Genomic DNA, 12,932 nt, shown 5'->3' with positions numbered 1-12,932 from the left:
CCAGTTTAGGCTTAACAATAACGCCACATTATGCTTTCTTTAGCGAGTTTACGCGACTTAGGGCTCAACCGCTTATGCATCAGGATTTAGCTGCAAACCTGCGTCACCTTTGTGCCGACTACCCGTCGGTGGCCGCCGTTTGCAGGGAAATTGGCATCAACCATCAGCAATTCGCCAAATACCTCAACGGTCGCAGCATGCCCTCGCCCAACAACTTGCGTCGTATCAGCCGGTTCTTCGATGTGGGCGAGCATATCCTGCTGGGCGATCCCGCAGAGCTGCGTCGCCACACCACTCAGTTAGCGAAAACCGAGGCAGACCGGCGGCGCGACCCACTGATCGATGTGTTCCCGGGGGATCTTCAACGGCTGCGGGCTTTTTTGGGGTCTTATCAGGTGTTCTTTCGCGCCCCCAACGATCCGGCCAAAGTCATCATCAACGTGGCCTTTTTGGATGAGCGCAATGGGACGGTCTACAGCCGGATCGTCGAAGCGCTGAGCGAAGGGAAGTCATCGACGCGCCGCTGGACAAGATGTAACGGCAAAGCCGCATTCCGCGCGGGGCAGGTTTTTGTCGTCGATTCCGAGCGCGGTCCGGACGCGCCCCTCAGCCTGTACATTCTGAACAAGCCACATCGCGACAAGTCAAAGCTGTTGTTCGGAACCATGTCTTATCTGGCGTCGTTATCCGGACGGGAACCGACCTCCTCTCCTGTTGTTTGGAAACGAGCCGAGAATTACCGCTCTGTCCGAGAGCTGTTCTCGAAAAGCGGTATCGTCGACCTGCAAAGCGCCAGGGTGGACACCAAGATCCGGCAACACCTCCTGCACGCGTCCGAATGACGGGTGTGGCGCAGGCTTTGGGGTTAATTGACGACCATGCGCTGTGTACGGGCTGATCGAACAGCATCACTGGTCTGTTAGACGGCGTTTCGAACACGTCTGACAAGATCCAAGCGAAAATGCGCAAGCCTCACGCGTCACCCGCGCTGGACCCCGCCAATCGTCCGAAAACGGACCCGTTAATCAATCCGGTTCCTCCGGGGTAGTTAAAGAAGAAAACACCCCCAACCAGTTCACCTGCCGCAAAAAGCCCGGGAATCGGAGCAAGGCCGTTGTCCAGCACCTGAGCCGTCTCAGGATCAATGCGCAGACCGCCGAACGTGAAAGTGATGCCGCAGCCGACCTGATAAGCTTCGAACGGGCCTTGTTCGATGGTGTTGGCCCAGTTGGATTTGGGAATGTCCACGCCCCTGGTTCCGCGCCCATCCTTGACGTTCGGGTCGAAAACCGTGTCTGTGTCCACGGCGGCGTTGTAGGATTTGATCTCGTGCAAAAACGTCCGGGAATCAACCCCTTCAAGCTTTTCGGCGAGCGCCTCAAGCGTTGGCGCAGTCACCTTGGTGATCCGCTTGATCCGGTATTCGTCGCGCAACAGATGCGTGACTTTGGAATCGAAGATCTGCCAGGCGAACTGATCGGGCTGGTTCAGGATCACGCGGCCATATTTGGCGTAGGTATAGTTGCGAAAATCCGCGCCCTCGTTCACGAAGCGCCGCCCGGTCGCGTTGACCATTATACCCCATGGATAAGAGTGTTTCTGGAACCCGTCGCCAACATCCAGATCACCAAATTCGGGTGCGTTATAGTCCCAGCCAACAGCGTGGCACCCAGACCAGTTGCCTTAGGTCGAGGCCCCAATCTCCATCGCCATCTTCAGGCCCTCACCGGTGTTGAAACGCGAACCGCGCACGCGCGCCATTTCCCAGCCGGGGCCGAGGTAACGGGTGCGCATCTCGGGGCTGGCCTGAAACCCTCCTGCGGCAACAACAACCGGCTTTGCGCTGATATTCTCCAACTGGTCCTTATGGCGCATCTTCACACCCGTCACCGCATGGCCGTCCGTCAGCAGTTTGACGGCGCGGGTGTCATAGCGGATTTCGATGCCCGATGCTTTGGCGATTTCCGTATAGGCGTCCACCAGCCCCGGACCACCGCCCCAGCTTTCCAAAGTCAGACCGCCCCAGAATTTGAAGCGCCCATCGACCTTGAAAGCCTGGCGGCCATAGATCGGCATGAACCGAATACCCTTGGAACGCATCCAGTGCATAGTCTCTCGTGAAGACCGCACAATGCGTTCACACAGGGCCGGATCGGTGCGGAATCGAGTGACGCGAAACATGTCGTCAAAGAATTGTTCCTCGGTATAGGTGCCGAAATCGGTGATCACGATCTGGTCCCCCGAAAGGTCGGGGCAAAGCGCGCGAATGTCGTCGACCCCGTCATACGCAAAGCGGATGGCACCAGCGGTATAGCGGGAATTGCCACCGTTTTCCTCTTTGGGCGCGCATTCCAGCATCAGGACGCTTGCACCTTTTTCGCGCGCGGTACGGGCGGCGCAAAACGCGGCGTTTCCGGCACCGATCACGATAGTGTCTCAGGTGGTCATGCTTTTGCCCCTTCCTGCGGTGCCTTGAAAAGGTCTTTGCGCAACGTCATCAGCGCGCCGGGGTCGATATTGGCTTGGATAACCGTCGTTTCCTTACAGGATATTGCCTTGCGCACAGCTGGTCCCAACCCGCCGGGGCCGTCGACCCAAACACCCTTACCGCCACAAAGTTCCGCAAATCTGTCAAAGCGGGGAGATTTAATTTCGGCCCCCAAAAGGCGTCCGCCGAAGAACTCCTGCTGATAGGCTTTCTCGGCGCCCCAGGCCTCGTTATCCAGAACGACGATCACGATGGGCAGATCATGCGAAATGGCAGTCTGGATTTCAATCATCGTATACCCCAACGCGCCGTCCCCCATCACTGCGACGACTGGGCGGTCGGGGGCTGCGGCCTTGGCGCCGATGGCCGCCGGCAGACCGAACCCGACCAATCCGAAGTCCAACGGCGTGATCAGCGACAGGGGCTCGTAATGCGCCAGCCGATCGGCGGCTTGCAGGCAGGTATTGCCGGTGTCCAGCGTGACGATTGCGTTTTCAGGCAGCGCATCGCGCAACTCGCCCAAGGCGCGGCGGGGATGCATGGGCAGGGTCTCGATCGCGGCTTCCCTGGCACGCTCAGCCCGGAGGGTGTCCATGTCGGAACGAAATGCATCGCGCCAAGACCCGCAATCCGGTTTGGACGCGGCGTCTGTCAGCGCCTCGGCGGTCAGGCGCGCATCGCCTTGGGCTGCAATTTCTGCCGGGAAATAACGCCCTACTGCAGAACCCTCGACATCCACATGTGCAATCCGCGTCTCGGAACCGACATATTCATTGCTGTGAAAGGTCGAGTTGAACCCGAGCCGCGCGCCCAACACGACCATCACATCGGCCTCTTTGGTCAGGCGACTGGCCACGTGATTGCCGCGCGGCCCAGCTTGCCCGGCAAACCACGGGTGCCCGTGGCGCATCACATCAGCATGACCGGTCGAGGCCACTATGGGCACCTCCAACGTCTCGGCCAAGGCGGTCAGAGCCAAGCGCCCCCTGCCCCATTTGAAGCCTCCGCCCGCGAAGATCAACGGACGTTTTGCCGAGGAAAGCAGTTCAGCCATCGCGGCGACATCCTCCGGAGCGGCAGGCCCCGGGCGCGCGATGTTCACGGGGGTCGGATCGATCACCGGCACCTTGGCGGCAAACAGATCGCGCGGCACATGCAACACCACCGGCCCGCGTCGGCCCGCATTCGCCAGCCGGATTGCATCCTCCAGCATCGGCACCAGTCGGGACGGGTCACTGACCATGACCGAGCGTTTGGAGATCGGAGCAAACAGCGCCACTTGGTCGACCTCCTGGAACGTGTCCTTGTGCTGATCGGCCCGCGTGATGGCGCCGGCAATGACCACCATCGGGGAATACGCCAATTGCGCCTCGGCCACGGCAGTGACGATATTGACCACGCCGGGCCCGGCCTGCGCGCCCAGCACAACGCCGGGTTTGCCGGTCGTCCGCGCCCAGGCATCCGCCATGTGACCCGCCGCGCGCTCATCTCGCGCTCCGACATAGGCCACCTCACCGCCCCGATACATGGCGTCGTACAGCTCCAGCATTGAGCCGCCCAACAGGCCGAACACAGTGTCGATCCCGTTGGCCTTGAGCACGCGATAGACGGCCTCGCCGCCGGTAATTTGGGTCATGGGTCTAATCCTCGGATCTTTGCGCCAGGTTCTGTGGGTCAAAAATTGCGTCGTCATGGACGGTCACGGGAATTGCGCGACTCAGAATCTGCACGCGCAACCCATCGCGGGGCGTACCTGCCCGCACGAACAGCCAGCCCAGCGACTTGCCGACCGTGTAACCGTACCCGCCCGAGGTGGTCAGACCAACGGGCGTCCCGTTCAGCAACACGGGCTCACCGCCTTGAATATCCATGTCATCCGCATGAAGTTCCGCGTAAAACAGCCGCCAGTCCGGATCGCGGGCCATAAGAGCGTTTTTGCCGACAAAATCTCGCCCTTCGGCGCGCACAAAGCGGTCCAACCCAACGTCAAACGGGCCAACATCCGTGGTCAGTTCAGCGCTCGCCCGATAGGCCTTCTCCATCCGCATCCCATTGAACGCGTAAGAGCCGAGATCGATCAGCCCGTGCCTGGCGCCAGCGTCGAACAACGCATCATACAGCGTGCCGATCCGGTCCAATGGCACATGCAACTCCCACCCAAGCTCACCGGTAAAGGACACGCGCAACGCGTAGCAGGCGATGCCCGCCACGGTGATCTCCTGACCCGAAAGCCAGGGAAAGGCGGCGTTGCCGAGATCGGCTTCGGTCATCTCGGCCATGATCCGGCGCGCGGCTGGACCTGACAGGGCCAGCATCCCCCAATTAGTTGAGCAGTTGATCATCTGAACGTCTTCACCGGGTCGGATATGGGACCTGATCCAGTTAAAATCAGCGTTGGCCCGCGCGATGGCAGAACCGGTAAAATACCGATCCCTGGCGATGCGCCAAATGGTGATCTCGGTCTCGAACTTGCCCCTTGGGGTCAGCAGGTGGTTCAGACTGATCCGCCCGTCCTTGGTCGGAATTCTGTTGGCCGACAGCCGGTCGAGGAGGGCCCCAGCATCCCTGCCGGTGATCTCGAACTGCGCAAACGCACAGAGGTCGATCACACCGGCGGCGGCGCGCGTGGCCCTGGCCTCGGCCATGGCGTGTGTGTGCCAGTTCTGATGCCCCCAGCCGATTTGTTCGACCTCGCCGATCTGACCGAAATAGCGGGGGCGCTCCCAGCCTGCCACTTCGCCAAACACCGCACCCTTTGCGGCCAGCCGGTCATACAGCGGGTGACGGTTCAGCGGGCGCAGGCTTTTGAACTGTTTGCCGGGGCACGGCGTGTCATGGCGGCGCATGAATTCGTCCTTGGTGCGCTCGACGATGAAATGATCGGTGCTGAATTCGCCATAGCGGCGCGGGTCCATGCCGCGGGTGTTGATCTGGGTTTCGCCATGCACCATCCAGTCGGCCAGCACCTTGCCGGCCCCGCCGCCCCAGGCCAGCCCGATGGACGACCCGCAGGACAGCCAGACATTCGGCGCACCCGACGGCCCCACCAGCATACCCCCATCCGGAGTATGGGTGATTGCCCCGCGCACCACACGCTTGATCCCCAGATCGGCCAGAATGGGCATCTTGTCGAACGCCACCATCAGGAAATCGCCAATCGAGTCGTAATCCGCCTCGAACAGCTCATTCTCGGCGGCCCAGGGCGCGCCTTGCGGCATTTCCCAAACCGTGGGGCAGACATGGCCCTCATATATCCCGATCAGGCCCGATTTCTGCTCTTGCCGGATATAGCCGCCAAACGCATTGTCACGCATGACGGGCAGTTCGGGGCGATCCAGAAACTCGGGCACCGTATCCGTGACCAGATAATGGTGCAGGCATGAGACCGAGGGGATTTTCAACCCGAACCATTCCCCCACCTGATTGGCGTACGAACCCGCGGCGATCACCACATGCTCGGCCAGCACATCCCCCTTTTCCGTACGCAGAAGCCACATGTCGCCCTTGCGCGACGCCCCGGTAACCCGGTTGTGCCGCTCAATCCTGGCCCCACGCGCACGAGCGGCCGCGGCCAGCGCCATGGTGACACCCGACGGGTCTATGTGGCCGTCTTCAAAGGTGTGCACAGCAGCCTTGATGTCAGAGGTCCTGTAAAACGGATTGCCCTTGGCCACCTCGTCCGGCCCGACCAGTTCCATCGGCAGGTCCAGCAGCTTGCCGACGCCCATGATCGACTTCATCCAGTCGACCTCATCGTCGGTGGTGGCGATCCGAAACCCGCCGACCTCGTGCCAGCCGATGCTCTGTCCGGTTTCCGTCTCGACACGCTTGTAGGTCGCAATCGAGGTCTTGTTGATCCAGCCCGCGATCCGGCTGCCGACCGCATGGGCAATCTGGCCCGCCGCGTGCCATGTCGACCCGCTGGTCAGCTCGGCCTTTTCGAACAGGATCGTGTCGGTCCAGCCGTTCTCGGCCAGCTGGAACTGGGCGGCGACACCCATGATCCCGCCGCCGATGATGGCGACCTGTGTGGTGCGGGTCGTGCCACTCATTGGAACGCCTCTTTGGCGGGTTTCAACGCGGCGCGGGCAGTGTAACGGGTGCAGGCGATTTCCACCTCAACCCCCCATGTACCATCCGCGGTCGAGGATTTTTCGCTAAAGAACCCTGGCGGGCCCGAGATCATCGCCAGCGCGACAGAGCGCCCCAACCGGTAACTCCAGGCGGCCGAAGTGACTTGCCCGACGACCTGCCCCGCGAAATAGACCGGCTCGTCATGGATCGGGATGGCTTCGGGATCATCAAACAGCATCGAGACGATCCGGCGCGCAGGTATGTGATCCTGCAGCGCGTCTTCACCCACGAACCCCGTGCCCATGGCGCAGAACGCGTCCAGACCGACCTCATGCGGAGTGGTGCCGGGGGTCAACTCGTGCCCGAAGGCGCGGAACCCGCTTTCGATACGCAGGCTGCTGCTGGCATAAAGACCGGCATGGCTGGCCCCAGCGTCCAGCAGCGCCTCATACGCGGCCATGGCCATGTCGGCGGGGATATACAGTTCATACCCCTCTTCGCCGGTGAAACTCAGCCGCCCTGCCCAACCGCGTGCAAGGTCGATTTCGACCGGTGCGAACTGAAAGCGTTTCAGGTCAGGAACCGGCGTGTTCGTGGTCGCCTGCAACACGCTGCGCGCCCTGGCCCCGGCCAGGCCCAGAATGGCATAACCGCTGGTCACGTCAGTGAACTCGGCACGGAAATCGCCCCGGATCTCGCGCATATGCTTGAGGTCTCGCACAACTTCGCCCGCGCCGGTGATCAGCAAATAGGCCTCTGGTCCGTGACGCTGCACGGTCAGATCACTTTCGATACCACCGCGTGCGTTCAGGATTTGGCTGTAGGCGATGCGCCCCTCGGGCAGGTCCATCTGCGCCGCGCAGAGGCGGTTGAGGAACGCACAAGCATCCGGCCCCTGCACCATGATCTTGCCGAACGCAGATTGGTCCAGAAGGGCCGCGCCGCTGCGGCAGGCCTCGACCTCCGCTGCAACCTGATCACGCCAGGGCGGGGCACCAAAGTTCAGCGGCTGATGTGCGGCTTCACCGCCGAAATGCACCGCCCGTTCCCAGCCGCCGCGCGCCTCGAACTGTGCACCCGCTGCCACCAGCCCGACGTGAATGGGCGAGCGGCGCTGCCCCCGCGCACTGTCCATCGCACGGCCCGGAAAGGGGTTGTCGTAATGGCGGCCCAGCACTTCGGGGATGCGGGCCTCCAATGCGGCCAGCACATTCATCTCAGGGCTGAACCGGCGAATATCGGCCTCGTTCAGTTCCATGGTCGGCGCGCCGGCGATGATCCATTCCGCCATCGCCCTGCCCGCCCCCCCGGCCAGCGCAATCCCGGTCGAATTCATACCGCCCATCAGAAACAGACCCGGAACTTCGGGGCTTTCGCCCAGTATGAACTGACTGTCGAGGGTGAAGCTTTCGGGCCCGTTGAGCAGCATCCGCACCTCGGCCCGGTCCAACGCGGGAATCCGGCGCAGGGCGTTTTCCATCATGGGCATGAAGTGATCCCAATCCTCGTCCAGCAGATCAAAACTGAAATCCTTGGGCAAACGGTCCAGAGACAGGCCCCTGGCGTGCGGTTCAAAACACCCCACCAGCAATCCTTCGACATCGTCGCGGGCATAGAGGAACGCGTCCTGATCGTTCAGCGTCGGCAGATGGGCCCCTTTGCCAAGCGCCTGCACCTCGGCCAGCGGTTTGGTCAAGATGTAGAAATGCTCGCAAGCATAAAGCGGCATATGCGCACCTGCCATCGCCGCCACTTCGCGGGACCAGAGGCCGCAGGCAATCACGACCTCATCGGCGGCAATCACATGGTCCCCCACCTCAACGCCCGAGACGCGCCCTGCCGTTTTCTGCAATCCGGTGACGGCGGTATCCTCGAAAATCTGCACACCTCGGGCGCGGGCGCCTTTCGACAGCGCCAACGCCACGTCCGAGGGGTTCACGCGACCATCCGCCGGGGACCAGACCGCGCCGATCACGTCATCCGTTTCGATCAGCGGCCACAGCTCTTTTGCGCGTTTGGCATCGACCACCTCGGCCTCAAGCCCGAAAGCGCGGCCCAATGAAACCTGCCGTTTGATATTGGTCAACCGATCCGGGTTGGTCGCCAGTGTCAGCGACCCGGTTTGAATCCAGCCAGTGGCCTGGCCGGTCTCGTGTTCCAACTCCCCATAAAGGTCGATCGAGTAGTTGATCAGCTTGGTCAGCGTCGCCGAAGACCGCAGGCGGCGCACCAGACCGGCGGCGTGCCAGGTGGTGCCCGAAGTCAGTTTCGAGCGCTCCAACACCACGATATCTTTGCGCCCCTGACGGGCCAGATGGTAAGCGACCGAGCAGCCGATGATTCCACCGCCGATCACAATTGTGCGGGCATGGGACGGCAGAGTCATGGCAGCGCTCCGTCACGGATCATGTCGGACAGGGTGGCGCGAAACGCCTCCAGCGCCTCATCGATCAGGTCCGGATCATGGGCAGCCGAGGTCAGGCCCGAAGTGTAGGACATCATATCCACCCCACGCGCCAACATACCGTCGCGATAAGCTTTGACCGTCCCTTTAGGCATCCCGCGGATCTGAGCCGGGCTGAGGCCGTCTATGCTGTCGCGCCCAAAGAACACGTGAAAGACCGAGCTGTCGCCATAGGCCAGCCCGGCAACGCCCAGATCCGACAACGCGGCATTCATGCCGTCGCGCATCCGGGCCGCCATTGCGTCGGCCTGGGCCTGCGCCTCACCGCTTGCCAGCAACGGCATCGCGGCACAGGCTGCGGCGGCCACCAACGGCGAGGCATTGAACGTGCCCTTGTGGCTGACCGCTGGCGCAATGCCCTGACGGGCGGTCGAGTTATTCATCAATTCCATGATCTCGGCCCGACCACAGACCGCGCCGCCCGGCAAACCCCCAGTGGCGATCTTGGCCAGTGTCGTCAGGTCGGGAACGATTTCATCACGGGCCTGCCGCCCGCCGGGCGACCAGCGGAACCCGCTGATGATCTCATCAAAGATCAGCACCACGCCTGCCGCCCGTGCCACGTCGTGCAAAGCCCGCAACGTCTCGGTCGACAGCGGCACCGAGCCGTAATTGGCCCCCGAAGCCTCGATGATGACCGTGCCGATGCGATCGTCCTGCAGGGCGCGTTCCATCGCTTTGGACTCTGCCGCGCAGACATGGATCAACTCGTTCACAGCCTCCGGAACCCCCAGCGATTCAGTTTGAAGGGTTCCAGGCTTCGCGCCCTTGAGAACGTGGTCGTGCCAACCGTGATAATGCCCGTCCACCCGCAGCACATGATCCTTGCCGGACTGCGCGCGACCCAGACGTACGGCCAGCATGGTCGCCTCGCTACCCGAAGCGGTAAACCGCGTTCGCCCGGCACAGGGGTAAAGCCGATTGATCCATTCGGCCCAGAGGATTTCAGCCTCGTGGCAGTCGGCGCTGAAAATTGCCTGTCCGGCTTGCTTTCTGATCGCCTCGACGATCGCAGGATGCCCATGCCCCAGCATCTGGCTGGCGCTGCCCATCTTGAAATCGATATAACGCCGGCCCTCGATGTCCCATTTCTCAGCCCCCTGCGCGCGCTCAATGTAGACGGGGTGCGGATCGCGATAGCGCAGTTCGTGGCTGACACCACCCGGAAGGGCCGCGCGGGCGCGCGCGCTGAGGTCAGAATGGCTCATTCAGATCGTCCGATTTGGGCCCGGGTCAGGCAGATGTCGAAATGTCTCCGCACCGTGTGATCGATGTGATCAGGGATATGCGCAGGGAAGTGGACTTTCAGGATTTCACGCGCGCGTTCGCGCGCCACATCCCCGATCCTTTGGCCGCCTTGTTCCTGCCAGTCGCGCGGCGCCCGGCGGTCGCCGATTTCCGGATAGAAATAATCCGACTTCATCCGGCTGAACGTGTGCATTTCGCCCAGATAATGGCCCTCCCCACGGCACACATCCGCGATGACATCCGTCGCGATGTTTTCGGGCGTCGCCTCGATCCCGCGAATGGTGCGCAGAATGTTGCCCAGCAGATCGTTATCGCTGACATAGGCGGCGTGGCTCACACCCAGAAGGCTCGACATCATGCCGGCTGCCTGGGTGACGATGTTTGAACCCGCATGAGCCGCCATGGTCACAGCCAGCGATTTCTCGGCCCCGTACTGAGCATCCAGCCGCTTGGCATCGGTGATCCCGGCGATCGAGCTGGTAGGCAGATCCCAATGCCGCCCCATCTGCGCGGCCCCCGCCATCAGAATGGCCTGTTCGCCGCCGCCGCCGCTCATCGAGCCGGTACGCAGATCGGCAACCAGCGGCTTGGGCGCAAAGATCGCCTTGACCTCGGGATCGACCAGACGCGCAAAAACCAGCCCGGCCAGAGTTTCCGCCACCGCCTGCACCAACGATCCGGCAATCGTCGCCGGGCTGGTCGCCCCGGCCTGACCGGCACTGATCAACTGAACGGGGAAACCTGCCCTGATCGCTAGTTCCAGCACTTCGCAGGCTTCTTCAGCAAAGCGCATCGGCGGGACCACATGGCAAACCATGACCGTCAGAAAAGGACGGTCACGAAACGCGGCCTCGCCGCCTGCGATACAGTAGCAAAGCTCGGCGATCCGGGAGACGTTTTGCGGCTCGGTGATCGAAATCGACACATGCTTGGACGTGCCCGCCAGGCAGGCATACGCCGTATTGATGTCCATCAGAGCATTGTCTTCGATGTCCCTCGCCACAACCGACCGGCTGAAATGGTGGATATTGTCCATCTGATCCACGATCCGGGCCGCATCATAGAGGTCCTGCAACGTCGAGTCGCGATAGTCGTGGGTATCAAGGTCGAACACGCCCGGCGCCGCTCCGCCGGTCGACATATGCACACGCGGCCCTTCGATCTTCAGATCTCGATCAGGCTTTTGTCCGCAGAGCGTGAAACCGCGGTGCGCCCCGTCAATGGCCCACCGAACCAGATCGGGGGGAAACAGCAAACGACCGTCTTCCGTCGCCGACCCGCCCGCCGAAAGTACCTTGTCAGTCATCGACGGAATGGCCTGAGTCAAACCAAGCGTTGCCAGCAGCAAAAAGGCCGAGTCCTCGACCAGCGCCACCTCATCCGCGGAAAGCGGCTTGAGACGACCACCCATCACACCCGGCCAGACTGGCAGAGCGTTTTGGTCCTGGGTGGCATCTTTCAGTCGGTCTTTTCGACCTCGGCGGCGGTTGGGCTTGACCATCTGGGCATGAAATTTGCTTTTCGTCAAAGCCACTTTTCCAGACCAAATCCTCATTTACAAAGGCATCATCCTCATCAATAGATGAGTAAAACTACACAATAGGCTTGGCATGAAACCTTCCCTTCCCGCCTTGCGCGCCTTTGAAACAGCCGCCCGTCTGGGCAGTTTCCGCGCAGCATCCAAGGCGTTGTCGGTTACCCCGACGGCAATCAGCCACCACATTCGCGGCTTGGAAGATCAGCTTGGTACCAAGCTTTTTGTTCGCAGCGGACGTGAAGTCACGCTGACAGAAGATGGCGAGAGGCTTGCGGATGCTGCCCGGCTGGCCTTTGGGATACTGGATGAAGCCGTGCGCGCACTTCACCGCCGCCCCCGCAAGGTGGTTCGTTTGGCGGCCGGTTCCATCTTTACGGCGCGATGGCTGATGCCAAGGATCAGTGAATTCTGGGACTCTCACCCGGATATCGAGCTTGAGGTTCTGCCAACCTTCGAACCCGGAACAACCGCTCGGGAAAACATCCACATCGTGATCCGTTGGAATCGGATGGCATACGCGTCGGGCGACGCGATCAAACTGCTGGAACTCAGCCCGGTTGCTATTGCATCAAGGGCCTTTGTTGCCGCGAATGGGCCGATTGAGCACCCAAGAGACTTGTTAGATTTGCCCCTGCTGCACCAGAGGAACCACTGGGGATGGCTGGATTGGTTTTCCGCCATGAATGTCCCTGTCGCGGACCGGCTGCGCGGTGCGATCTTCGAGGATGCAAACGCCCTTTTGCGCGGCGCAGCCGAAGGGCACGGGATCGTGATCGGCTGGCTGCCGCTGATTAACCAGGACCTCGCCGAGGGCAGGGTCATTCGGCTTTTCAATGAGGAAATCCCTCCGACGCATGGTTATTTCATCGAAGTTCGAGGTACCAATCCCGCCCGACGAGAGGTGCAACAGGTCGTGGACTGGCTTGCAAACTAACTCAATGTCGCGGCCCTCAACCGCATCGGAACTGTATAAATCTTAATCTCACCTACCCTTAATGCGCATAAATGATCTTTTTTTAGCACTACCTTTGAGCCGCGCGAAGAATCGTTTCCGCCCTCACGGTTCTGTCGCAAACTTCGTCCCTAGCTGTCAGATCGAACGCAGTTCTGTTAAGGCGTGC

7 protein-coding genes and 1 pseudogene are annotated in these 12,932 nt (G+C 61.4%); 2 read left to right on the top strand and 6 right to left on the bottom strand.

Annotated elements, in window-relative coordinates; genetic code table 11:
* Window positions 1-74: 74 nt before the first annotated feature.
* Complete coding sequence (locus tag GOW98_RS22135; protein ID WP_170336158.1) at window positions 75-842, top strand: helix-turn-helix domain-containing protein; 768 nt, start codon at window positions 75-77, stop codon at window positions 840-842.
* Between the two features lie 130 nt (window positions 843-972).
* Here GOW98_RS22135 and tcuA read toward each other — a convergent pair.
* The 6 genes and pseudogenes from tcuA to GOW98_RS22105 form a co-directional block, all read right to left on the bottom strand.
* Window positions 973-2,427, bottom strand: a pseudogene (gene tcuA, locus GOW98_RS26385) (FAD-dependent tricarballylate dehydrogenase TcuA).
* Between the two features lie 17 nt (window positions 2,428-2,444).
* The gene (locus GOW98_RS22125) at window positions 2,445-4,124 is read right to left on the bottom strand and encodes a thiamine pyrophosphate-binding protein (RefSeq protein ID WP_170336156.1); all 1,680 of its coding nucleotides are present in this window, start codon (window positions 4,122-4,124) and stop codon (window positions 2,445-2,447) included.
* Between the two features lie 4 nt (window positions 4,125-4,128).
* Window positions 4,129-6,540, bottom strand: coding sequence for an FAD-dependent oxidoreductase (locus GOW98_RS22120; RefSeq protein ID WP_170336154.1), 2,412 nt, complete (start codon window positions 6,538-6,540; stop codon window positions 4,129-4,131).
* Complete coding sequence (locus GOW98_RS22115; protein ID WP_170336152.1) at window positions 6,537-8,948, bottom strand: GcvT family protein; 2,412 nt, start codon at window positions 8,946-8,948, stop codon at window positions 6,537-6,539. Before GOW98_RS22115 ends, GOW98_RS22120 begins: the two co-directional genes overlap by 4 nt.
* Entirely contained in the window at window positions 8,945-10,234 is a 1,290-nt protein-coding gene (locus GOW98_RS22110; protein WP_170336150.1) for an aspartate aminotransferase family protein, read from the bottom strand. Before GOW98_RS22110 ends, GOW98_RS22115 begins: the two co-directional genes overlap by 4 nt.
* Window positions 10,231-11,775, bottom strand: coding sequence for a trimethylamine methyltransferase family protein (locus GOW98_RS22105; RefSeq protein ID WP_170336148.1), 1,545 nt, complete (start codon window positions 11,773-11,775; stop codon window positions 10,231-10,233). Before GOW98_RS22105 ends, GOW98_RS22110 begins: the two co-directional genes overlap by 4 nt.
* Before the next feature lie 109 nt (window positions 11,776-11,884).
* Here GOW98_RS22105 and GOW98_RS22100 point away from each other — a divergent pair, with 109 nt between their 5' ends.
* Entirely contained in the window at window positions 11,885-12,745 is an 861-nt protein-coding gene (locus tag GOW98_RS22100) for a LysR substrate-binding domain-containing protein (RefSeq protein ID WP_170336146.1), read from the top strand.
* Window positions 12,746-12,932: the final 187 nt, after the last annotated feature.

This window comes from Ruegeria arenilitoris, assembly GCF_013032445.1.
Lineage (GTDB): Bacteria > Pseudomonadota > Alphaproteobacteria > Rhodobacterales > Rhodobacteraceae > Ruegeria > Ruegeria arenilitoris_F.
Note: the sequence above shows the minus strand (reverse complement) of the source record. Positions and strands in the feature narration are given on the sequence as shown.

What these genes read in the sequence shown, in the direction of transcription:
- GOW98_RS22135 (WP_170336158.1), top strand. Translation starts at nt 75, where the DNA reads ATGCATCAGGATTTAGCTGCAAACCTGCGTCACCTTTGTGCCGACTAC.
- GOW98_RS22110 (WP_170336150.1), bottom strand. Translation starts at nt 10,234, where the DNA reads ATGAGCCATTCTGACCTCAGCGCGCGCGCCCGCGCGGCCCTTCCGGGT.
- GOW98_RS22120 (WP_170336154.1), bottom strand. Translation starts at nt 6,540, where the DNA reads ATGAGTGGCACGACCCGCACCACACAGGTCGCCATCATCGGCGGCGGG.
- GOW98_RS22125 (WP_170336156.1), bottom strand. Translation starts at nt 4,124, where the DNA reads ATGACCCAAATTACCGGCGGCGAGGCCGTCTATCGCGTGCTCAAGGCC.
- GOW98_RS22100 (WP_170336146.1), top strand. Translation starts at nt 11,885, where the DNA reads ATGAAACCTTCCCTTCCCGCCTTGCGCGCCTTTGAAACAGCCGCCCGT.
- GOW98_RS22115 (WP_170336152.1), bottom strand. Translation starts at nt 8,948, where the DNA reads ATGACTCTGCCGTCCCATGCCCGCACAATTGTGATCGGCGGTGGAATC.
- GOW98_RS22105 (WP_170336148.1), bottom strand. Translation starts at nt 11,775, where the DNA reads ATGGTCAAGCCCAACCGCCGCCGAGGTCGAAAAGACCGACTGAAAGAT.